Raw genomic sequence first — 21,767 nt, 5'->3', positions numbered from 1 at the left:
GTGGGGTGATCCAGGCGATCGCGGGGGAGAGCGCGCGGTTGCGGGGGGATCAGGAGACGGCGGTTGCGGCGTTGTGTGAGCCGGCGGCCCGGGTTCTGGTGGTGCAGGCGACGGGGTGGGGGAAGTCGGCGGTGTACTGGGCGGCTACCGCGATTCGCCGGGCTGAGGGTGCTGGGCCGACGCTGGTGGTTTCGCCGTTGTTGTCGTTGATGCGGGATCAGGTGGCCGCGGCCGGCCGGGCGGGATTGCGGGCGGCGACGCTGAACTCGAACAACGTCGACGAGTGGTCGGCCATCGAGCAGGATCTGCGCTCCGGAGCGATCGACGTGCTGCTGGTTTCTCCTGAGCGGCTGGCCAACCCGGGCTTCGGCCGCCGGGTGCTGGACAGTTTGGCGGGTGAGGTCGGTCTGCTGGTGATCGACGAGGCGCACGCCGTCTCCGACTGGGGGCATGACTTCCGGCCGGACTACCGCCGGGTGTCCGACGTGTTGCAGCACCTGAATCCGAAGACGCCGGTCCTCGCCACCACAGCCACGGCGAATGAGCGAGTCACCGACGACGTCGCGCACCAGTTGGGTGAGTCAACGCTTGTACTGCGGGGGCCGTTGGCTCGGTCGAGTTTGCAGCTTGCTGTGGTTGATCGGTTGTCGCCGTTGCAGCGGTTCGCGTGGGTGGTCGATCATCTGCCGAAGCTTCCGGGCTCGGGCATCGTGTACGCGTTGACGGTTGCTGATGCGCAGCGGCTGGCCGCGACGATCCAGGAGATCCACGGTCGCGACGTACCGGTGGCGGCGTACACGGGTGGTTTGGAGGCGGGGGAGCGGGAGAGCCTCGAGGACGCACTCCGCGAGAACCGGCTGAAGGCACTGATCGCGACGTCCGCGCTCGGGATGGGGTATGACAAGCCTGATCTGGGGTTCGTCGTGCATGTCGGGTCGCCGCCGTCGCCGGTGTCGTACTACCAGCAGGTCGGTCGCGCCGGCCGTGGCATCGACCACGCCATCGTTGCCCTGCTGCCTTCTGATGCGGACTCCGGGATCTGGGACTACTTCGCGACGGCAACCATCCCTGTGCCGGAGAACGTGAATCGGCTGCTGCACGCCATGCAGGCGTACGGCCCGGATCAGCCGGCGAGTGTCCCGGCGCTCGAGGCCGAGACGGGCCTGCGCCGGACGCGGGTCGAGCTGATGCTCAAGCAGCTCGCGGTCGACGGGGTCACCGAGCGGCTCGAACGTGGGTGGATCCGGACCGGCAAGGACTGGACGTTCGATGCGGCGCACTACGACGGCATCGTTGCGGTACGGCGGCGCGAGGCCGACATCATGCGGGCCTACACTCGCGGCGAACGTTGCCTGATGCAACTACTGCAGGAGTCGCTGGACGATGCATCCGCCGAGCCGTGTGGCCGGTGTTCGGTCTGCCTCGGCGCACTGCCTGCCCCGCTGTCGGCTGCGCCTGATGCTGACACGGTCGCGACTGTCACCGGTCTGCTCCGCGGTGAGGTGCACGTCCTCGAACCGCGGAAGATGTGGCCGGGTGGCTCGTTCGGCCCACGCGGCAAGATCCCCGCGAACCTGATGGCCGACCCCGGCCGTTCGCTCATCTACGCCGATGCTCCGGAGTGGCGCGAGGTCCTCGCCGCAGCGTTCGCGGGAGGTGAGCCGCCCGCCGATGCGATCGAAGCCCTGCAGGCGGGTGCGGTCGCAGCTCTGTCCCGCTGGCGCAGCACGTGGTCCAGCCGGCCCGAGGTCGTCGTACCACTCGCCGCCGCCGGCCACACCGCGGTGATGGGCGCAGTCGCAGACCGGATCGCGACAGTCGGCCGCTTGGACCGTGCCGACCTGACCGTCGATCGCTCCGGCTACACCGACGACCTCTCCTCAGCCGACGAAGCCCGAGTCTGGCGCGACGGCCTCCAGGTCGATCCCGCAACAGCCCAGACCGTCGCGGGCAGGACGGTCCTGCTCCTGGTCGACGCCAGCTCATCCCAATGGCCAGTCACCGTCGCCGCCGCCAAACTACGTGAGGCCGGAGCGGGCGCCGTACTGCCACTGCTGCTGCACAAACGCCCGTGATCAGCTGACGAGGGCCGGGGTGGTTTCGACGAAGGACTTGAGGTCGGCGAGGAGGGCAGGCCAGCCTTCGCTGATCATTTCCCGAATGGTGCTGCCAGGCTCGAAGCCGGTGTGGGTGACGGTCAGCTTGACCTGACCGTCGACCGGCTCGAGGTCGAACGCGACCTTCGACAACGGCTCGGTGCTGATCCGCTGGAAGAGGGCGTCGTCGATCCCGGCCTCGGCGGCCCACTCGGGTGTCACGTGATGCCACGTGTAGGCGAGTCGGGTGTAGGGGTCGTGCTCGAGCACGGTCTGCCCGGGACCTGCCATCGTCGCTTTGCCCATCTTCCACACCATGTCCGAGCCTGGCTGCCAATCCGTCTCGAAGTGTTGTCCCCAGTACTGCGTGGTGAACTCGGGCTCGGTGAGCGCGCGCCACAGCCGCTCGGGCGTGGTCTTGATGTAGGTCGTGTAGACGAAGTCGTTGTCACTCATGGTTTCGGCCTCCAGAGCCGTCTTGAGGTCGGCGAACAGTTGCGCCCGCCGGCGGTCGTACCGATTGATCCAGCGGTCGGCGATGGCGTTGATCGGCTCGGCGTTCAGGTAGTGGTGTTTCTCCCGCCCGCGCCGGACCGTGCTGACGAGGTTCGCGGCCTCCAGCACCGCGAGGTGTTTGCTGACCGACTGCCGCGCCATCGACAGCCCGGCGCACAGCTCGCGCAGCGTCTGCCCGTTCTGCGCGTTGAGCGCGTCCAGCAGCTGCCGCCGGCTGGGGTCGGCCAGCGCCCGGAACACCTCGTCGTCCATCCCGCTCCGTTCCATAGGCAGCCTTCTGGCTGCCTGTCCAACATAGGCAGCCACACGGCTGCCTGTCAAGGAATCCCGTTGACGCTGCCCCGAGGATGGAGGGGTGGAATTCACGAGCCTCGGCTATCGCACCGACCTGTTCCTGCTCGGCCTCGGCGGCACCGAGCTGCACGACAAGGGCGAGTACGTCGTCGTCCGGACACCCGCCAACCCGACCTTCTGGTGGGGCAACTACCTCCTCTACCGAACGCCGTTCGGGCCGGGTGACGTGCAGCGGCGCCTGGACGAGTTCCGCAAGGAGTTTCCGGAGGCGGATCACGTGGCGATCGGCGTCGACAGCACCGACGGCGTACTCGGGGTCGACGGCGTCAAGGAAGAGCTGGTCGCGCGAAAAGCCACCGTGGACTTCAGCACGGTGATGGCCGCCAACACGGTCATCGCGCCGGCGCGGCCGAACACGACTTCGACGTACCGCTTAATCGCGACCGATGATGACTGGGCGCAGCTCGAGGCGCTGACCCTCGCGAACGCGACCATGACGGTCGACGACTCGTACGTCGAGTACACCCACCGCCGACAGCTGGCCGATCGGGTTCGGGTCGAGGCGGGGCACGGGCAGTGGTTCGGCGCGTTTGACGGCGACCGGTTGCAGGCGTCCCTCGGACTGATGTTCGACGGTGCCGGCCTGGCCAGGTTCCAGACCGTGCAAACACATCCGGACGACCGCAACCAGGGCATCGCGAGCACACTCGTGCACCACGCGTCGACGTACGGGCTGACCGAGGGCGGCGCGAAGACGCTGGTGATGGTCGCTGACCCGGACTACCTGGCGATCCGGATCTATCGCGCACTCGGTTTCAGCGACTCGGAGACCCAGTTGGGGATCTCGATCCCGCCTTCCTCCTAAGGTGGTCCCATGACGGTCGTGTTGGTGACAGGTGGGAGCCGGGGAATCGGCGCAGCGGCAGCGGTCGCATTGGCTGCCGACGGCTGGGATGTAGCTATCGGCTACCGGTCGAGGGACGACGAGGCGGCCAAGGTGGTCAAGGCGGTCGAGGACCTGGGTCGCCGCGCGATCGCCGTACAGGCTGATGTCGCCGAGCCCGAAGAGATCGAGCGCCTCTTCGACGCCGTCACCGACGGACTCGGCCCGATCGGTGCCCTGATCAACAACGCCGGCGTCATCTCGCCGTCCGGTCGCGTCGACGAGTACGACGCGGCGCGGCTCGAGAACGTGTTCCGGATCAACGCGATCAGCGCGTTCCTGGTCGCCGGTGCCGCGGTGCGCCGGATGTCCACCAAGTACGGCGGCGATGGCGGCGTGATCGTCAACGTGTCGTCACGCGCGGCCGTGCTCGGGTCGGCGGGGGAGTACGTCGACTACGCGGCCAGCAAGGCGGCCGTCGACGCCCTCACCATCGGCCTCGCGAACGAGGTGGCCAAGGAAGGTATCCGCGTGCTCGGCGTCCGCCCCGGACTGATCGAGACCGACATCCACGAGCCAGGCCGGCTGGACCGTCTCGGTACGACGCCGCCCCTCGGCAGACCTGGTAGGCCCGAGGAGGTGGCCGAGCTGATCACCTTCCTCGCCTCGGACCGGTCGTCGTACATGACCGGCACCACCCTCGACGTCTCGGGCGGCCGCTGACGATGGGACTCCGGCCGGTCGATCTGGCGCGGCGGGCGGGCGTGTCGACCCAGCTGATCCGCAACTACGAGGCAGACGGGATCCTGCCGCCGGCTCCCCGCACGGACAGCGGCTATCGCCAGTACGGCGAGGAACACGTGTCCGCGCTGCTCACGTATCGCGCACTGGCCCCGGGGTTCGGCGCCGAGACCGCGCGCCACATCATGCAGGCGGTCCATGCGGACGACGAGGAATCGGCGTACCGGCTGGTCGACCAAGCACATGCCGGGCTCTACGAACAGCGCCTCGCGACCGACGCGGCCAGCGAAGCGCTCGGTGCGGCAGCGGCCGAGTTCCGGGACGAACCGGCGCCGACCGGCCCGGCCTTGCTGGTTGGCGAATTGGCTCATCGCCTCGGCGTCCGGACGTCTGCCCTGCGTGTCTGGGAGGCGGCCGGTCTGCTGCTGCCGACCCGTGAGCGGATCACGAAGTACCGCCGGTACGAGCCTGAGCAGATCCGCGACGCCCGCATCATCCACATGCTCCGCCAGGGCCGCTACTCGTTCGACCAGATCCGGCCCGTCCTCGACGGCCTCCGCCAGACCGGCAGCACCGAGGCCCTGCGGGACGCGATCGCCGAACGACGGGCCGCACACGACCGCATCACCAAAGCGATGCTGTACGGCGCTGGTCTGCTCCACCAGTTGGTCGAGGAGAAGCGCGCTACTGCGGAACGGCGAGCTGGGTCGGTTCCGACCGCCCTCTGACCGTCACCCGATCCCCGGGGCGCCAATGCGTACCCTCGGTCGGCCCCGCCGAGTCGACCGTCGACATCGACGCGATCAACCGCTCCGGAATGTTCTTGGCCAGCTCGCTCAACCGGGCCGCCTCGTTCACCGGATCACCGATCACCGTGTACTCGAGCCGCCGTACGTCGCCGACCGTTCCGGCCACCACGATCCCGGCCGTCACCCCGATCCCGGCCGTTGCCTCCGGCAACTCTTCGGTCAGCCGGCGGCTGAGTGCTCGCCCAGCCCGCAGCGCTGCCCCGGCCGGATCGATCAGCTCGGCCGGTGCCCCGAAGATCGCCAGCGAGGCGTCACCGGCGAACTTGTTCACGAACCCGCCCTCACGCACCACCTCGTCGACGACGATCGCGAAGAAGCGATTCAGCAACTGGACCACCTCGGTCGGCGGCCGGTTCGCCGCAAGTTTCGTGGAGCCGACCAGGTCGACGAACAACACGGCCACGAACCGCTCTTCGCCACCCAACTGGTCACTGGTCAAGGCTTCCCGGACCACCTCAGGGCCGACGTACCGGCCGAAGATGTCACGGATCCGCTCCCGCTCGCGCAGGCCGGCGGCCATCCGGTTGAACCCGGCCTGCAGCGAGCCGAGCTCGGTCCCGTCGAAGACGGGGATCCGGATGTTCAGCTCGCCCTCGCCGATCAGCGTCAGCGCATCCCGCACCGATCGGACCGGGGCGACCACGGACTTGGCCGACAACAGGATCAGCAGCCAGCCCATGCCGAGGGCGATGAGGCCGAGGGCAAGGATCATCACCGAGAGCCGGGTGGCGGAGACCTGACCGTCGATCAGTGCGAGGATCGCGGCCAGCATCAGCCCGGCGATGGGCGTGGCCGAGCCGGCCGCCCAGAAGACCACCGTGCGCGCTTTGAGGCCGAAGGCAAGCAGCCGGCGCGGGGGAGCGGAGTCGGCCAGCGCCTTCGCCGCGACCGGGCGGAGCGCGAACTCGGTCAGCAGATACGAAACCGCACAGGTCACGATCATGCCGTCGAAGATCGTCACTGCGACCCGCAGCGCGTTCTCCGGCTGCAGCACGAGCGTGGCCGCGGTGAACCCGACGACGGCGATCATCCACAGCAGGACCTCGATCAGGGTCAGGCGCAGCGGCAGCCGGAGGGTGGCGATCTGCTCCTTCCGCGTGGCCGGACGATCCTCGTCCACCCAGGCGGTACGCCGTACCGTCGACCGCGTGCTCCACGCGCAACCGATCAGTACGGCGACCAGGAAGTACGACGGCACGAAGATCGCCTCGAACCGCAGCAGCTCGTCGTTCAGCGCGGGACCGGGCAGGACGAAGACGGCCAGCGCATAGACCACGGCCGCGCCGATCAGGTTGGTGCCGATCGAGAACGTTGTCATCAGCACCCGGAGCCGGAGCCGCAGCATCCGGTTGCTCTGGTCGGCCGGTCCGAGCAGCCAGGATCCGAACGGCCGCCGTTTCAGGACCAGCTCGGCATCACCGTGCGATGTCATGATCACAGTTTGCGCCGGTCGTTGCAGGTTGATGCAACAGGCCCCGCCGTTGAGCGGGGATGACACCGGGTATTTGGCACGGTGGTGCTGGTGGCTCAGATCGGCCGCCTGAGACACCGCCGCTGTGGGTAATGTTCCCCGGACGCACTCATTCGGGAGCACTCCGTGACGCACGATCGCCACTCTTACGCCGAACCGCTGCTGGTTCGGACCACCCATCTCGAGCTCGACCTCGAGCTGGATTTCACCGCGAAGGTGCTCACCGGCACCGCCACGCACACGCTGGACTGGACCGGGTCGAGTGACCGCCTGATCCTGGACACGCGTGACCTGACCGTGCTCGCGGTCGAGGGCCAGACCGTCGACACCGAAACGGCCGACGGCTGGGAGCCGCTCGAGTACAGCCTCGCGGTGCCGGACAAGGAGCTGGGGTCCGCGCTGACGATCCGGACCGCGCGCCAGGAGCGGATCCGGGTCAGCTACCGGACGGCGCCGACCGCGACCGGGCTGCAGTGGCTGGAGCCGTCGATGACGGCCGGTGGCGTGATGCCGTTCATGTTCAGCCAGTCGCAGGCGATCCACGCGCGTAGCTGGGTGCCGGTGCAGGACACTCCCGGAGTGCGGTTCAGTTACTCCGCGCATGTGACCGCGCCGCCCGAGCTGATGGTGCTGATGAGCGCCGACAACGGCACCACCTCCCGCCGTACCGGCTCGTACGACGTGGTGATGCCTGAGCCGATCCCGTCGTACCTGCTGGCGATCGCTGCCGGTGATCTCGTCTTCGAGCCGCTCGGTGAGCGCTCCGGCGTCTGGGCCGAGCCGGCGATGGCCGGCCGGGCGGCGCAGGAGTTCGCCGACACCGAAGAGATGATGAGGGTCACCGAGGCACTCTTCGGCCCGTACCGCTGGGGCCGCTACGACATCCTCGTGCTCCCGCCGTCCTTCCCGTACGGCGGGATGGAGAACCCGCGGATGACGTTCGCGACCCCGACCGTCGTGATCGGCGACAAGTCGCTGGTCAGCGTCGTCGCGCACGAACTCGCGCACAGCTGGTCCGGCAACCTGGTCACCCAGGACAGCTGGGACGACATCTGGCTGAACGAGGGCTTCACCGCGTACGTCGAGAACCGGATCGTCGAGGCGGTCTACGGGACCGAGTTCGCGGTGATGGAGACGGCGATCAAGCAGCACGCCACCGTGGTGAAACTCGATCCGCTCACCCCGGCCGAGCTCGCGGTTGAGCTGCCTGGGCTGAACCACCGCTCCGAGTATCACGGCACCACGGCGCTCGGGCCGCTCAAGGGCACCTGGTTCCTGGCGTGGCTGGAGGAGCGGTTCTCGCGGGACGTGTTCGATGCGTTCATCCGCGGGTACTTCGACCGGTTCGCCTTCCGCAGCATCAACTCCGACGACTTCGTCGGCCACCTGGAGAAGCACCTGCTCGACGCGCACCCCGGGGTCGTCACCGACGCCGAGCTGTCCGCGTGGCTCGAGCAGCCCGGCATCCCCGCCTTCGCGGAGCGTGCCGTCTCCGCCCGCTTCCAGATCGTCGACGAGGCCCGCACCCAGTGGTTCGCCTCCGGTGAGCTCCCGGCCGGCGCCGAGAACTGGACCACCCAGGAGTGGCTCCGCTTCCTCGACGCTGCCCCCGACATGCTCAGCCCCAACCAGCTCCAGCAACTCGACCGAGCCTTCGGCCTCACTGGCACCGCCAACGGCGAGATCGCCCGCCGCTGGTACCAGATCGTCGCCGCCAGCAGCTACGAACCCGCCTACGCCGAGCTGGCCGCCTTCCTCACCGAGGTCGGCCGGATGAAGCTCGTCCTCCCCGTCTACCGAGCCCTGGCCGGCAGCGACCGAGCCTTCGCCTCCGAAGTCTTCGCCAAGGCCCGCCCCGGCTACCACCCCATCACCACCGCCGCAGTCCAAAAAATCCTCGGCCAGTGAGCTGTCCGGTAGCCTGATGCAGTCCTGTTGTACGTCGATGGCCCGGGCGCGCCGCTAAGCGTCTTGCTGATGATCAATTGTGGTTGCGGGAGGGTTGCTCCCGCTGAGGGATGAGCGGGATTCGGGTGCGGAGCCCGAGGGAGTTGCGGGGGCAGCGTCGGCGGCGGGCTCATGGGTGCTGGGACCACTTGGTGGTTGCGGTGCTGTGGCCGATGCACGAGGCAAATCTGGGCACGCTGCTGCGGACGTGTGATGCGGTCGGTGCGTGTCTGGCGGTGCCGCGGTTGCCGTGGGTGCCGGAGGCGCTTGCCCGGGGCAACACGTTGCGGACGCGGTCGTGTGTGCACTGGACCGGGCATGACCCGGTGCGCTGGCTGATCGATCAGAAGAGCCGGCCCGAGACGACGGTGGTCGGGGTCGAGCTGGCCGACGAGTCGGTGCGGCTCGGGGATCTGAAGTCCGCGCGGAACCGGACGATCGCCGTACTGGGGCATGAGCGGACTGGCATTCCACCTGAGGCCGTGGATCAGCTGGATGTCGTGGTGGAGATACCGATGGTCGGGACCGGCTCGAGTCTCAATGTTGCGGTTGCGGGCTCGCTGGTGCTGTATCGGCTGGCTGGGCTGATGTGAGGTCGAGCAGGCAGCGGTGGACGGTGTGGGTGGGGACATAGCCGAGGGCGGCGTTGAGGTGGCGCATGGCGACGTTGGTGTCGACGGTGTCGGTCAGCAGACCGCCCAGGTCGGGGAAGGCAGTCCGCACCCAGCGGATCTGCTCGGACTTGAGACACCGGGCCAGGCCGCGGCCGCGGTGAGCGGGCAGGACGGCGGTGCCGTAGTTCTGGGCATCGCCCTTCCCATCACCCGGTACGACGAGTTCGGTGAACGCGACCACCTCCCCGCTGGCCTCCTCAACCACCGCCACCGTCATCAGGTGCTCGCCCCGCTGCGCAATCAGCTCAGCGGCCTGCCGGGTCCGAGCCGCATCCCACCGGTCAGTCCCGTAGTCGATCGCGCCGGTCGGCGCATCGTCCATCCCGCGCCGGGCGTCGGTGAAACTGTGCAGCAGCTCATCCGGTACGACGCCCTGCCACGTCACCACGCGGTAGCCGGCAGGCGGGTCCACTGCCGGTACGTCGGCCGCGAGGTCGAGCCGGGCGAAGATCAGCGTCACCCCAACCGTGAACCCGTGGTGCACGAGGAACTCGTACGGCGGCTGGTTCGCCCCAACGTCCGCCACGACCATCCGGGCGTTCTGATCGCGGGCAGCGGCGAGAGCGGCGTACAGGAGCTGGCTGCCGACACCGCGGCGGCGTTCGGCCGGGTGCACGGTGATCTCGAGTTCGGCCAGATGCGCCATCGACTCGCGGCTGTGCAGCCGGAGGAACGCGGAACCGACCGGGTGGCCGGCGGCGTCGGAGGCGAGCCAGGCGATCCGGCGGCTGAACGGCCGGAAGTCCGGATCGGTCAGGGGAGTCAGTTTGATGGTCAAACCGGCACCATAGCCGCCGAGTGGGCCACGTGCTCTGGCACTCCGAATGGGCTACGGTGCTGCGAAGCTGACCGGGGTGAGGAGCACGGGGTGACAGAGCTGACTGCGGACGCGATCCGGACGATCGGGGCCGACCACATCGCACTACGCGAGCAGGTGCTGGCGGAGCTGCGGCGGCGGATCGTCGACGGCGACTACGCGCAGGGCGAGCGCCTGACCGAGACGCGGCTGGCCGACGACTTCGGAGTCTCCCGCAACCCGGTTCGCGAGGCGCTGCGGGTGGTCGAGGCCGAGGGCTTCGTCCAGATCCTGCCCCGGCGCGGTGCCGTCGTTGCCACCCTCGACGAGACCGCGGTCCGCGATCTGTTCTCGGTCCGCGAGCAGCTCGAGACGCTCGCCGCCGGCCTGGCCGCCGAGCGTGCCAGCCAGGAGGACATCGCGCGGCTGCGCCAGCTGTGCGACGACGCCCGGACCGCCACCGAGGCGCAGGACTTCGGTCGCGTCGCCGAGCTGAACAGCGACTTCCACCGCGCCGTGATCGAGGTCAGCGGCAACCGCTGGCTGCACTCGATCTCGGCCGCGATGTATCACCACGTCCACTGGGTCTTCCGCGTAGGCGCCGCCCAACGCGCCCCACACTCCTCCGAAGAACACGTCCGCCTAGTCGACGCCATCGCCGCCGGCGACGCCCCCGCAGCCACCACCGCAGCCCGCCTCCACGTAGAAGCCGCCTCCCGAGCCGCCCTCGGCCACCGCCCCACCGGCACCCCGCTGCCCGCCCAGGAAATTTCAGCGGATAACCCCTGAATGTGCCCCTTCTCCCCTCAAAAATCGGGCAGAGAAGGGTCCACTTGAACGGATATCCGGTCAAATGCGCGACCCGTGACTCGGGCGTGGGAGGGGCCGGCGCGTGATCGAGTGTCGGTCAGCGGCCGACGGCGTAGCCCTGCATGCCGCGGGGGTTGGCGGCGGCGGAGAGGAGACCGTCGGGGTCTCGGCGTACGGCGCACAGCCGGCCGAGGCTCCACGGATCGGACTCGGTCACCACGTGCCCGCGTCGTACCAGGTCGTCCCGGATCGCGGCGCCCAGCCGGCTCTCCAGCACCAGCCCACCGGGCTCGTTCTCCCGCGGGTAGAACGACGACGGGAACCCGGTCGTGTGCCAGGCCGGCGCGTCGATCGCCTCCTGCAGGTCCATCCCGCCACCCAGATGCCGCAACAGGAACAGCAGTTGCCACTGATCCTGCTGATCCCCACCAGGCGAACCACAGGCTACGACCGGCCGACCGTCCCGCAGTACAAGGGTCGGCGTCAGTGTCGTCCGCGGACGCTTGCCCGGAGCAAGCGACGCCGGCAGCCCTTCCTCCAGCCAGAACATCTGCGCCCGGCTGCCGAGGCAGAACCCCAGCTCGGGAATCGTCGGCGACGACTGCAACCAGCCACCGCTCGGCGTCGCCGAAATGATGTTGCCCCAGCGATCCACCACATCCACATGACACGTGTCGCCGCGCGTGACCCCATCGCGCGCAACCGTCGGCTCCCCGACACTCGCATCCGTCTGATGGTTGCCCGCAGCAAGCGATTGCAGTCGCGGCGCGCGCCCGTCAGGCGACCCCGGCCGCAGCTCGAACGTCGCCTCGGAGCCAACCAGTCGCGCCCGCTCAGCGGCGTACCCGGGGGAGAGCAACGACTTCAGCGGTACGTCGACATCGCCGTACCAGGCCTCGCGGTCCGCATACGACAGCTTCATCACCTCGACTGTCGTGTGCACGCCCTCGGCGCTGGCCAGGTCGACGTCACCGAGTTCAGCCAGTACGGCGAGGGACTGCAGCAGCGCGGGTCCTTGCCCCCAGGCGCCGGTCTTCGCCACCGTGTGCCCGTTCCAGTCGAGCGTGGTCGCGTCTTCCCAGCTCGCCGAGAACGCGGCCAGGTCATCGCCGGTGATCAGCCCAGCGTGGTCCGAGCCGCTCGAATCGCGATGCGGCAACCGCGAGAACCCGTCGATGGCCTCGGCGACGAACCCTTCCCGCCAGGCCTTCCGCGCCTGCTCGACCTGCTCGACCCGATCCGCCCCGGCCGTCTCACCCTCGACCACGAGCCGTTCCAGCGTCGCGGCGTACGCCTCGTTCCGGAACATCCCGGTCGGCGGGCCGTCCTGCAGCCATAGTGCCGCCGACGTCGGCCAGTGCTCCTTGAACAGGTCCTGCACCGTCGCCACCGTGTCGGTCACCCGCGGTACCAACGGATGCCCGTTGCGCGCATAGTCGATGGCCGGTTCCAGTACGACGCGCAGCGGCAGCGTGCCGTGATCCCGCAGCAGGAGCAACCACGCGTCGACCGCACCCGGCACAGTCGCGGCCAGCGGTCCTGATCCCGGTACCAGATCGAGCCCCAGCGACCGGTAGTGCTCAATGGTCGCCCCGGCTGGCGCAACGCCCTGACCACACAGCACCCGTGGCGTCGGGTCCTCCGCGGTCGCCACGATCGCCGGTACCTCGCCACCAGGTCCGTTCAGATGCGGTTCCACCACATGCAGCACGAACCCCGCGGTCGCTGCCGCGTCGAACGCGTTCCCGCCGAGCTCCAGCATCCGCATCGCCGACTGCGACGCGAGCCAGTGCGTCGACGAGACCATGCCGAACGTGCCGCGCAACGTCGGTCGGGTGGTGAACGTCATCGAGCCACTCCTTCTGCTGTTCGTACGTCGGGTCCGGTTCCGTCGTCGGCGACCAGATGACAAGCCACCTGGTGCCCACCGGATCCGATCACGCGAGCCTCCGGCACAATCGTCCGGCACCGATCGACCGCCACCGGACACCGGGTATGGAACCGGCAGCCATCCGGCGGATCGATCGCCGACGGCAGGTCATCGCCCAGCAACACCGGCTTACGCTCCCGCTGCGCCACCGGATCCGGCACGGGCGCGGCCGACAACAACGCCTGGGTGTACGGATGCGCCGGCGTACCGAAGATGCGTGCGCGCGGCCCCTGCTCGACCAGCTGACCCAGATACATCACCGCGACCTCATCAGCGAGGTACTCAACCGCCGACAGGTCATGCGTGATGAACAAGCAAGCGAACCCGAGATCCCGCTGCAGGTCAGCCAGCAGATTCAGTACGGCGGCCTGGACGGAAACATCAAGTGCACTCGTCGGCTCGTCCGCCACCAGCAGCCGTGGCTTCGAGATGAGCGCCCGGGCGATGCTGACCCGCTGGCGCTGCCCACCCGACAGCTCATGCGGTGCGCGCTGGGCGACCTCAGGGCGCAGCCCGACTCGCCGCAGCGACTCAGAGACCTGCCCTGCGATGTCTTTCCGCCGCATCAGCCGCAGTGGCTCGCCAACGATGTCTCCGACCGACAGCCGTGGGTCCAGCGACCCCGCTGGGTCCTGGAACACGATGGAGACATCCCGCCGATGCTCGCGCAGTTGGCGCCGATTGAGGTGTGTGATGTCGGCACCTGCGAGTCTGACCGTGCCACCGGTCGGCTCGAGCAGTCTGACGATGCAGCGGCCGACAGTGGACTTCCCAGAGCCGCTCTCACCGACCAGTGCGACGACAGCGCCTTCACGGATCCGCAGCGTCACCCCATCGACCGCACGGACCGGACCGAAGTGCATGACGAGGTCCTCGACCTCTAGTGCATTCATGACACCCCCACTGGGTTCCAGCATGCCAGTCCGTGGTCACTGCGCGTCAGTTGCGGCTGAGACGTCGTACAGGTGTCGACTGCTTGGCCGCAGCGGTCAGCGAAGGTGCAGGCGTCCGGTTGTACGGACAGCGTCGGCACCAGCCCCGGGATCTCATCCAGCCGGTGCGTGTCCGCGTGCCGGCCAGCGGCGGGGGAGGCGCCCAGCAGACCGGTCGTGTACGGATGCTGCGGGTGCGCGAACAGTTCGTGGACCTCGGCCGTCTCGACGACGCGACCGGCGTACATGACCGCGACCCGATCCGCGAGATCGGCCACCACGCCGAGGTCGTGCGTGATCAGCACGATGCTCGTCCCGAGCCGCTCGCGTAGACCCCGCAGTACGTCGAGGATGCCCGCCTGGATCGTCACGTCGAGCGCGGTGGTCGGCTCGTCGGCGATCAGCACCTTCGGATCGCAGGCGACCGCCATGGCAATCATCACGCGCTGACGCATCCCGCCCGACAGCTGATGCGGATAGTCGTCGACCCGCCGCTCGGCCGATGGGATCCCGACCAGCTTCAGCAGTTCGATCGACCTCGCGCGGGCCGCCTGCCGACTGGCCCCCAGGTGCGTGCGGAGCACCTCGCCGATCTGAGAGCCGACCGTGAAGACGGGGTTCAGCGACGTCATCGGCTCCTGGAAGATGTACGCGATCTCGCGGCCCCGGATCGACCGCAGCGTGCGCTTGTCGGCGCCGATCAGCTCAACCCCGTCGAGCCGGACCGAACCGTCGACCCGCGCCGACCGGGGGAGCAGCCCGGCCAGACTCATCGCCGTCACACTCTTCCCGCACCCGGACTCACCCACGATCGCGAGCACCTCGGACGCGCCGACCTCGAGCGAAACCCGGTCGACCGCCGACAGTGAGCCGTCTTCCGTGCGGAAGGAGACGGACAGATCGCGGACCTCCAGCACGCTGCTCATCGGCGACTCGCCTTCGGGTCGAGGGCATCGCGCAGGCTGTCGCCGACGATGTTGAACGCCAGCGTCAGCAGCATGATCGCCAGCCCCGGCATCACCGCCGCCCACGGCGCCCGCGCGGCGAACTGCTGCGCATCGGACAACATCGTGCCCAGGCTCGGCGCGGGCGGTTGGATCCCCAGCCCGAGGAACGACAGCACCGCCTCACCCAGGATCGCGGCCGGAATCGCAACCGTCGCCTGGACGATGATCACCGACGCAGCGTTCGGCAGGATGTGCCGCCCGAGTACCCAGGCATCACTCGCGCCCTCGACGATCGCCGCCGCCACGAAGTCCAGCGACTTCAGCCGCAACGTCTCCGACCGGACGATCCGGATCACCCCAGGAATCTGCGCGATCCCGATCGCGATCGCCGCGTTGCCCAGACTCGCGCCGCGGATCGCGGCCAGCCCGACTGCGAGGATCAGGAACGGGAACGCCAGCACCAGGTCGGTCAGCCGCGAGATCAGTGCGTCGATCGCGCGGAAGTACCCAGCCATCAACCCGAGCGGTACGCCGATCACCAGCGAGGTCGCGACCGCGAGCAGCCCGACATGCAGCGACGCCCGCAGTCCGAACATGATCCGCGAGAGCACGTCCCGGCCGAGATCATCGGTCCCGAGCAGATGCCCCGCCGTACCGGGTGGTGCGAAGGCTTGGTCCAGTTGGGTCTGTGTCGGTTCGTGGGGCGCGAGCACGTTGGCGAAGACGGCCAGGACGATCGCGAGCACGAGCACCACGAGGCCGGTGATCGCGAGCGGGTTGCGCAGGATCCGGCGGGCGATCTTCCGTCGATTGGTGCGGATCGGTACGGCGACTGTCGTCATGACTCACCCCGCACCCGGATGCGCGGATCGATGACGGAGTACAGCAGGTCGACGAGCAGATTGATCACGATGTACGCCGTCGCCGTCACCAGCACGACCGCCTGGATCACCGGGTAGTCGCGCTGGAACACGGCATCGACCGTCAGCTTCCCGAACCCCGGCAGCGCGAAGATCCGCTCGGTCACCACCGCACCCGAGATCAGCGCACCGAGCTGCAGACCAACGATCGTGACGACCACGATCAGGCTGTTCCGCAGTGCATGCCGGCCGATCACCGCGCGCGGGGACAGCCCCTTGGCCTCCGCGGTCCGGATGTAGTCAGCGGACAACGCATCCAGCATCGAGGACCGGGTCTGCCGCATGATCACCGCGGCCAGACCGGTACCGAGGATCATCGCCGGCAGGACGAGGTGATGGAGATTGGCCACCGGGTTGGTGAAGAACGGCACGAAGCCGGACGCCGGAAAGAGGCCGAGGGCAACGGACAGGTAGAGGATCGCCATCAGCCCGAGCCAGAAGTTCGGCACCGACAGCCCGAGCAGAGCGAGCGCGTTCGCAGCCCACTCGGCCGGACGACCACGCCGTACGGCGGCAATCACGCCAGCGCCGACGCCGATCACACCGGCCACGAGAATCGCCAGCACCGACAGCTCGATCGTCACCGGTAACGCACCGGCGATCATCCCGTTGACCGGCTCACCAGTCCGGATCGACTGTCCGAGATCACCACGCGCCGCATGACTCACGAACTGCCAGAACTGCACGAGCCACGAATCGTCCAGCCCGTACTGCTCGCGGATCGCCCGCAGCGACTCCGGATCCCGATCCTCACCGGCCAACGCGAGCGCCGGATCACCCGGCAGCGCGCGGACCCCGGCGAACACCACGATCGTTGCCAGGATCAACGTCACTGCCGACTGCCACAGCCGGTGGAGGAGATAGCGGCTCACTTGGCGAACCCCGCGAAGGCGGTCCGGATCACCCCGTCCGGGTAGGTCTGCACGCCGAGCAGCTTCTTCGAGACGCCGGTCAGGTTGCGTTGCCGGTAGAGGTAGATCAGCGGTTCGTCCTGCTGCAGCTTCTTGACGACGTCGCCGTACAGCTTGATCCGTTGCGCCTTGTCGGTCGACTGGCGCGCGTCGGTGAGCAGCTTGTCGAGCTCGGGGCTGCTGTAACCGGCGACGTTCTGGCTGCCCGTCGTACCGACGAAGTTGAAGATGTTCGCGTCCGGATCGACCCGGCCGGACCACCCGAGCTGCAGGATCTCGAAGTCACCGCGATCCTGCTGATCGAGCAGCGAGGCGTACTCGACCGGCTTGATCACCAGCTCGAATCCACCGTCCTTCACCATCGCCTGCAGAGCCTGCGCGAGCCGCAGACTGTCGGGGTTGTTCGACGTGATCATCGAGACCTTGTATGGCGTACTCACGCCGGCCGCGGCGAGCAGTTCCTTCGCCTTGGCCGGGTCGTGCGCCGGGCACACCTGGGCCGCCTCGGAAGTGAACTCGCTCTTCGGTGAGACCGGCGAACACGCGACGGTGTTGAGCCCGTTGAAGATCGACTTCACCAGCGCCGCGCGGTCGATCGACAGATCAAGTGCCTGCCGGACGCGCGGATCCTTCGCGATCGGGGTATCGAGCTGCTTGAGTGGATTGCCGACGCCGTTCGCATTGGCGATGTTGATCGTCACGCCCTGGTAGCCGAGGGACTGCGACTGCAGCACGCTGATCGTGCTGTCCTTCTGCAGCGAGGGTGCGTCCTGGCTGGAGAGCGAGTCCGCGACCTGTGCGTCACCGGCCTTCAGATTGGCCGAGCGGATACTCGAATCGGTGATGATCCGGTACTCGATCGCATCCAGGTGCACCTTGGCAGCGTCGTAGTACTGCGGATCCTTGACGACCTTGATCGAGTTCTGCGCGACCCGATTAGCGAACTTGAACGGGCCGACACAGACCGGCGCGCCGGAGAAGTTCGCGCCGAGCTTGCTGACCGCGGCCGGGCTGAGCACCATGCCGGCCCGATCGGCCAGCGCAGCGGTCAGTGGGGCGAACGGCTTGGACAGCTTGATCAGAACAGTGTTCGGATCGGGTGTCTCGACCGCGCTGATCGGGCCGAGCTCGCTCTTGCGTGCCGAACCCGCCAACGTCAGATGACGCTCGATCGTCGTCTTCACGGCCGCCGAATCGAAGGTGCCGCCGTCGGCGAACTTCACGCCCTGACGGAGCGGGATGGTCAGGCTGAGCCCGTCCGGCGCGATCGTCGGCAGCGCGGTCGCCAGCTGCGGGACGACCTTCGCATCCGGACCGAGGTCGTACAGCTTCTCGCACATCGTGTGGAAGACGTACCGCGAGTACAGGCTGCGCGACAGCGTCGGATCGAGCTTGTCGGGATCCGCGGACAACGCGACCGTCAGCGTCCCGCCGGCCTTCACCTGCGCCGGATCGGCGGGCTCGCCGAAGACATCGCTCTGGCTGTCCGAAGCCGTCGGCCCGTCGGCGGCCGGCTGCACCGGAGAGCAGCCGGCCGCGACGAGCAGAACGGCGGTCACGAAAACGAGTCGAGGAGTCACCACATGCTCCCTGCGTAGGCGGTTCCCCGACTGTTTCATGTATACAAGCTGCCTGCGCAAGGGATTGGGCGAGTTTCTTTCGAACCTTTTCCGGTTCTCGTCAGCCTTCGACGGGATACGACAACGGCCCGGCCGGTACGGCGCGATCACCGAGCGCGAGCGCCATCAGATTCGGCCCGTCGTACTGCGGATGCCGGATCCCGAACTCGGTCGCCTGCCGGAACCCGAACCGCGGGTAGTACGTGTCATGCCCCAGCACCACCACCGCCGGTTCAGCACGCTCCAGACCGAGCGCGAGCACCGCCCGTACCGCGGCGTCACCGGCCCCTTGCCGCTGGTGTTCCGGCATGACCGCCACCGGTCCGAGCGAGAGCACGGGCGTGGATCCGACGTCGGCGAGCGTCAACAATGCGTAGGCGATCGGCCGCTCATCAGCAGTCGCCACGCAGGCCAGATCGGGAAGCCAGGCCTTGGGTTCGTTGCGCAGCGCATCGAGATAGTCGACCTCGTACTGCCGGCCGAATGCTTCCCGGGTGATGTCGCGCAGTACCTGTTCGTCGGCAGACGTGGCGACACGGGTGTTCCAAGAAATGGACAACGGAGAGTACCTCTCAGAGAGAAGGGGTGAGTTGAGTGACCGTCTGGCCGTCGCAGCACGCGACAGCGCCGGTTCGCGCGGTCATCAACCCACCTCCTCGATCTCCGAAGTTGGCCCGACCCTAGCTGCTGGCTAGCGGCCGTTGCCAGGGATTTTCGTCAGCAGTCCAGCTGCCAGGTGTCGGCCTTCAGCAGGTCGACCGAACCGGTCGGCGTCGTCGCGGTGACAGTCAGACCCTCGCCACCCAGTACGACGTCGGTGTGGACGGACGAGTTGTTCAGCCCACGCGCGTAACGCTCATCAGCGGTGAGCTCGGTACCGCCGTCGAGAGCGAACGGGAAGCTCTGCCCCCAGGCGATGTGGCTGCCGGCGTTCTCATCGAACAAGGTGTTGTGGAAGACAACATTCGCCTGCGCCACCCGCGACTCCTGGTCGACCAGCGCCACCTCACCCAGACTGCGTGCACCCGGATCGGTATCGAGCTGAGCCCGCACCAACTCCACCCCGCTGGTGGCCTCGACATCCGTGATCCTGCCGCCCGCGAAGGTGAGCACCAGCCCCTCCACGAGTTGCCCGGCGATCACCACCGGCCTGGTCAGCCGGACCACGCCGTCCGCGCGAGTCCGGTCGGGACTGGTGAAGACCTCCTCGGTCGGGATGTTCGGCAGGTACGTGACACCGGCCGGATCGACCACCGAACCCCCGGTCCACCGACAGCCGTCAAGCAATCCGACAGTGAGGTCGGTGCCCTCGCCGACGTACCGGAGTTCGCTGATCTGCAACGCGTCCAGCGCAGCACACCTCGCTGCGAGGGCGCTTGATCGCTCCCGCCACGCACGGACCGGATCGGCCTCGTCGAGACGCATCGCCCGGGCAACGACATCCCAGAGCCGGTCGACATCAGGCTCGCCGAACACCTGGGTGGCCCAGCCAGCGTTCGGCGCGGCCACAACCGTCCACCGCCACCGCCCGCTCATCACCGCCTGCTGGCTGGCGATCCGCTCCCGCGCCCGTACGGCGGCAACCCGCGCGGGGTCGATCCCGGCGTACAGGTTCGGATCCGTCGTGCCGACGAGGGTGATCCACGCGATGCCTTCGTCGGTCCAAGCGCGCGTGCGTTCCAACGCCCACGGGCGGTCGGCCGTCAGCGTCGTCAGGTCGCTGTGCAGAAGGTCGGATCGGCGGGTGATGGCGTCGGACCACTGCACGTCGACCCAGCTCGCCCCGGCCGCATAGGCGCGCTCGACCACCACCCGTGCCACCTCGGCCTGGGCTAGGTCGGCATTGATCACCACGCCCTGCCCCGGCTGCACGTTCACGCCGACCCGCACGACCAGGTCGGCGAATCGCTCCAGCAGTTCGTCTTTCATCCCAGCCCCTTGGTCAGCCATTCACGATAGGGTGAACATTGACAGATGGGTGAATATCACACAAGCCACTTTGAGGAGCCGGTGATGCAGAGTCCCGACGAGCCGCGTTCGGTGCGGGTGATCACCGATGTCGAGACGATGCGTGCCCTGTCAGACCCGACGCGGGTGGCGATCTTGCGGCTCCTGATGACCGGCGACCGCTCGGCGCCGCCCGTGCTGTCGGCCAAGGAGATCGCGGCGGCACTCCGCGAACCGCAGACGAAGCTCTATCGCCACCTCAAACAACTCGAGTCGGCCGGCCTGATCGACGTGGCCGAGACCCGGCTGGTCTCCGGCATCCAGGAGCAGCGCTACCGAACCGCCCAACTGGACTTCACCATCAGCCGCGACCTGGTCACCAACGATGGGTCGACCGAGTTCGCGGACACCCTCACGGCCCTGTTCAGCGAGTTCCGCACCGAGCTCCTCTCGAACCTCACCGCAGGCCGGGTGCCGGTCGGCTCTGCGGCGGAGACCCCGCTCGGCCTGGTCGTCAGCCGCGGCATGGTCACCAGGGTGAGCCCCGCCCGCGCCGCCGAATTTCGCCGCCGCCTGGTCGACCTCCACGCCGAGTTCGACGCCCTGCAAGACGATTCCCCCGACGGCATCCCCGTCCACCTGCTCCTAGGCTGGTACGCCGTCACCGACCCCGGCAATGGCTGGTCGGCGGCCGGCAGTTGACTCTCGGGTTACCCGAGATTGGACAGTGGTTTGTGTGAGAAACGACGAGTTGGTTCCGATCGGTCACTTCGCACGGCTGAGTGGCTTGTCGATTCATGCGTTGCGGCACTACGACGACGTCGGCCTGCTAACTCCGGCCGACGTCGACCCGATATCGGGGTACCGGCGCTACCGCCGCGACCAGGTTCGCCTGGCACGGTTGATCCGTGCCCTGCGATGGGTGGATCTGCCGGTCGAGGAGCTCCGCAGCGTGCTCGCCACGACCGACGAGGACGCCGTCCGCGACGTGCTCGAACAGCATCGGTCTCGCCTCGAACGACGGCGTGACCTGCTGACGGACCAGCTCGGCGACCTTGACCGCTTCACCACGAAAGGACTCAACATGCCTACTGCCAAGACCGGCGCCCGTCCAGTCCAACTCAAGATCGCAGTGGACGACCTGCCCACGGCGATCGCCTTCTACGAGAAGGCATTCGGCTTCCAGTACGACGTCACCCGGCGTACCCACGACGGCGACTACTCGTCCTTCATGTTCGGAACCTACGGGGACGCCGGATTCTTCATGCTGCACCTGCTCGACGATCCCGACGACACCGATCGGCCCGGGCCAACCACCTTCGGCCTGCTCGTGGACGACCTCGACGCCGACCACACCCGCGTGCTGAACGCCGGCGCAACCGAAGTGGTCGCACCACGCGACGCCGAAGGAATGCCGCGCTGCTCAGCGGTGAAGGACCCGAGCAACAACTGGATCTGGCTCTACCAGGCCTGACCGACCTGGGATTGCCCCTGTCCGTCGAACCGGGGCAGTCGGGGCGGGGC

20 protein-coding genes are annotated in these 21,767 nt (G+C 68.2%); 9 read left to right on the top strand and 11 right to left on the bottom strand.

The genetic code is table 11. The features are described 5' to 3' along the window. A partial coding sequence (locus E1261_RS27225) for a RecQ family ATP-dependent DNA helicase (protein ID WP_132411368.1) occupies positions 1 to 2,075 on the top strand: 2,075 nt, incomplete at its 5' end. On the opposite strand, the gene E1261_RS27220 is transcribed toward E1261_RS27225, so the two are convergent. Next, a complete protein-coding gene (locus E1261_RS27220) occupies positions 2,076 to 2,879 on the bottom strand; it encodes an ArsR/SmtB family transcription factor (RefSeq protein WP_238176450.1) in 804 nt (267 codons plus the stop codon). Between the two features lie 88 nt (positions 2,880 to 2,967). Here E1261_RS27220 and E1261_RS27215 point away from each other — a divergent pair, with 88 nt between their 5' ends. Genes E1261_RS27215 through E1261_RS27205 form a run of 3 tightly spaced genes read left to right on the top strand, consistent with a single transcriptional unit; the run spans position 2,968 to position 5,258 of the window. Then, a complete protein-coding gene (locus E1261_RS27215; RefSeq protein WP_132411366.1) occupies positions 2,968 to 3,771 on the top strand; it encodes a GNAT family N-acetyltransferase in 804 nt (267 codons plus the stop codon). Between the two features lie 9 nt (positions 3,772 to 3,780). Continuing rightward, the gene (locus tag E1261_RS27210; protein ID WP_132411364.1) at positions 3,781 to 4,512 is read left to right on the top strand and encodes an SDR family oxidoreductase; all 732 of its coding nucleotides are present in this window, start codon (positions 3,781 to 3,783) and stop codon (positions 4,510 to 4,512) included. 2 nt (positions 4,513 to 4,514) lie between these two features. Further along, on the top strand, positions 4,515 to 5,258 hold the full coding sequence (locus E1261_RS27205; protein WP_132411362.1) for a MerR family transcriptional regulator: 744 nt from the start codon (positions 4,515 to 4,517) through the stop codon (positions 5,256 to 5,258). On the opposite strand, the gene E1261_RS27200 is transcribed toward E1261_RS27205, so the two are convergent. Then, positions 5,215 to 6,771, bottom strand: a complete 1,557-nt coding sequence (locus E1261_RS27200) for an adenylate/guanylate cyclase domain-containing protein (RefSeq protein WP_132411360.1) — start codon at positions 6,769 to 6,771, stop codon at positions 5,215 to 5,217. The genes E1261_RS27205 and E1261_RS27200 overlap by 44 nt on opposite strands. Positions 6,772 to 6,936: 165 nt before the next feature. Here E1261_RS27200 and E1261_RS27195 point away from each other — a divergent pair, with 165 nt between their 5' ends. Together E1261_RS27195 and E1261_RS27190 are read left to right on the top strand one after the other, a co-directional pair. Beyond that, entirely contained in the window at positions 6,937 to 8,718 is a 1,782-nt protein-coding gene (locus E1261_RS27195) for a M1 family metallopeptidase (protein WP_132411358.1), read from the top strand. 212 nt (positions 8,719 to 8,930) lie between these two features. Beyond that, on the top strand, positions 8,931 to 9,350 hold the full coding sequence (locus E1261_RS27190) for a TrmH family RNA methyltransferase (protein WP_238176449.1): 420 nt from the start codon (positions 8,931 to 8,933) through the stop codon (positions 9,348 to 9,350). Here E1261_RS27190 and E1261_RS27185 read toward each other — a convergent pair. Further along, on the bottom strand, positions 9,295 to 10,209 hold the full coding sequence (locus tag E1261_RS27185) for a GNAT family N-acetyltransferase (RefSeq protein ID WP_132411354.1): 915 nt from the start codon (positions 10,207 to 10,209) through the stop codon (positions 9,295 to 9,297). The two genes, E1261_RS27190 and E1261_RS27185, sit on opposite strands and share 56 nt — an antisense overlap. Before the next feature lie 90 nt (positions 10,210 to 10,299). Here E1261_RS27185 and E1261_RS27180 point away from each other — a divergent pair, with 90 nt between their 5' ends. Further along, positions 10,300 to 11,016 (top strand): GntR family transcriptional regulator, encoded by a 717-nt coding sequence (locus E1261_RS27180; RefSeq protein ID WP_165952673.1) that lies wholly within the window; start codon positions 10,300 to 10,302, stop codon positions 11,014 to 11,016. 118 nt (positions 11,017 to 11,134) lie between these two features. Here the strand turns inward: E1261_RS27180 and E1261_RS27175 are convergent, their stop codons facing one another. From E1261_RS27175 to E1261_RS27140, 8 genes are all read right to left on the bottom strand, one after another. Next, the gene (locus E1261_RS27175) at positions 11,135 to 12,886 is read right to left on the bottom strand and encodes a gamma-glutamyltransferase family protein (protein WP_132411349.1); all 1,752 of its coding nucleotides are present in this window, start codon (positions 12,884 to 12,886) and stop codon (positions 11,135 to 11,137) included. Continuing rightward, entirely contained in the window at positions 12,883 to 13,860 is a 978-nt protein-coding gene (locus E1261_RS27170) for an ABC transporter ATP-binding protein (protein WP_202875064.1), read from the bottom strand. The genes E1261_RS27175 and E1261_RS27170 overlap by 4 nt, the downstream gene beginning before the upstream one ends. Further along, positions 13,857 to 14,825, bottom strand: coding sequence for an ABC transporter ATP-binding protein (locus E1261_RS27165; RefSeq protein ID WP_132411345.1), 969 nt, complete (start codon positions 14,823 to 14,825; stop codon positions 13,857 to 13,859). The genes E1261_RS27170 and E1261_RS27165 overlap by 4 nt, the downstream gene beginning before the upstream one ends. Next, positions 14,822 to 15,688, bottom strand: a complete 867-nt coding sequence (locus E1261_RS27160) for an ABC transporter permease (protein ID WP_132411343.1) — start codon at positions 15,686 to 15,688, stop codon at positions 14,822 to 14,824. Before E1261_RS27160 ends, E1261_RS27165 begins: the two co-directional genes overlap by 4 nt. Next, positions 15,685 to 16,638: an ABC transporter permease gene (locus tag E1261_RS27155; protein ID WP_132411341.1), complete on the bottom strand. Its 954-nt coding sequence runs from the start codon at positions 16,636 to 16,638 to the stop codon at positions 15,685 to 15,687. Before E1261_RS27155 ends, E1261_RS27160 begins: the two co-directional genes overlap by 4 nt. Next, positions 16,635 to 18,257 (bottom strand): ABC transporter substrate-binding protein, encoded by a 1,623-nt coding sequence (locus tag E1261_RS27150; RefSeq protein WP_238176448.1) that lies wholly within the window; start codon positions 18,255 to 18,257, stop codon positions 16,635 to 16,637. The genes E1261_RS27155 and E1261_RS27150 overlap by 4 nt, the downstream gene beginning before the upstream one ends. A 100-nt stretch (positions 18,258 to 18,357) precedes the next feature. Then, complete coding sequence (locus E1261_RS27145) at positions 18,358 to 18,855, bottom strand: GNAT family N-acetyltransferase (RefSeq protein ID WP_132411337.1); 498 nt, start codon at positions 18,853 to 18,855, stop codon at positions 18,358 to 18,360. 158 nt (positions 18,856 to 19,013) lie between these two features. After that, positions 19,014 to 20,225 carry an aminopeptidase gene (locus E1261_RS27140; protein ID WP_132411335.1) on the bottom strand — a complete coding sequence of 404 codons (1,212 nt, stop codon included), beginning with the start codon at positions 20,223 to 20,225 and terminating at the stop codon, positions 19,014 to 19,016. An 84-nt stretch (positions 20,226 to 20,309) separates the two neighbouring features. Between E1261_RS27140 and E1261_RS27135 the strand changes: the two genes are divergently transcribed. Both E1261_RS27135 and E1261_RS27130 read left to right on the top strand, forming a co-directional pair. Continuing rightward, positions 20,310 to 20,945 (top strand): ArsR/SmtB family transcription factor, encoded by a 636-nt coding sequence (locus tag E1261_RS27135; protein WP_165952672.1) that lies wholly within the window; start codon positions 20,310 to 20,312, stop codon positions 20,943 to 20,945. 34 nt (positions 20,946 to 20,979) lie between these two features. Further along, a complete protein-coding gene (locus E1261_RS27130; protein WP_202875060.1) occupies positions 20,980 to 21,717 on the top strand; it encodes a MerR family transcriptional regulator in 738 nt (245 codons plus the stop codon). The last annotated feature ends 50 nt before the right edge of the window (positions 21,718 to 21,767 follow it).

It is taken from the genome of Kribbella albertanoniae (assembly GCF_004348455.1).
GTDB lineage: Bacteria > Actinomycetota > Actinomycetes > Propionibacteriales > Kribbellaceae > Kribbella > Kribbella albertanoniae.
This window is presented reverse-complemented; position numbering and strand designations above follow the sequence as displayed.

Coding starts and splice junctions, on each gene's coding strand:
- E1261_RS27220 (WP_238176450.1), bottom strand. CDS start 2,879: ATGGAACGGAGCGGGATGGACGACGAGGTGTTCCGGGCGCTGGCCGAC.
- E1261_RS27210 (WP_132411364.1), top strand. CDS start 3,781: ATGACGGTCGTGTTGGTGACAGGTGGGAGCCGGGGAATCGGCGCAGCG.
- E1261_RS27205 (WP_132411362.1), top strand. CDS start 4,515: ATGGGACTCCGGCCGGTCGATCTGGCGCGGCGGGCGGGCGTGTCGACC.
- E1261_RS27200 (WP_132411360.1), bottom strand. CDS start 6,771: ATGACATCGCACGGTGATGCCGAGCTGGTCCTGAAACGGCGGCCGTTC.
- E1261_RS27190 (WP_238176449.1), top strand. CDS start 8,931: ATGCACGAGGCAAATCTGGGCACGCTGCTGCGGACGTGTGATGCGGTC.
- E1261_RS27175 (WP_132411349.1), bottom strand. CDS start 12,886: ATGACGTTCACCACCCGACCGACGTTGCGCGGCACGTTCGGCATGGTC.
- E1261_RS27170 (WP_202875064.1), bottom strand. CDS start 13,860: ATGAATGCACTAGAGGTCGAGGACCTCGTCATGCACTTCGGTCCGGTC.
- E1261_RS27165 (WP_132411345.1), bottom strand. CDS start 14,825: ATGAGCAGCGTGCTGGAGGTCCGCGATCTGTCCGTCTCCTTCCGCACG.
- E1261_RS27160 (WP_132411343.1), bottom strand. CDS start 15,688: ATGACGACAGTCGCCGTACCGATCCGCACCAATCGACGGAAGATCGCC.
- E1261_RS27140 (WP_132411335.1), bottom strand. CDS start 20,225: ATGAAAGACGAACTGCTGGAGCGATTCGCCGACCTGGTCGTGCGGGTC.
- E1261_RS27135 (WP_165952672.1), top strand. CDS start 20,310: ATGCAGAGTCCCGACGAGCCGCGTTCGGTGCGGGTGATCACCGATGTC.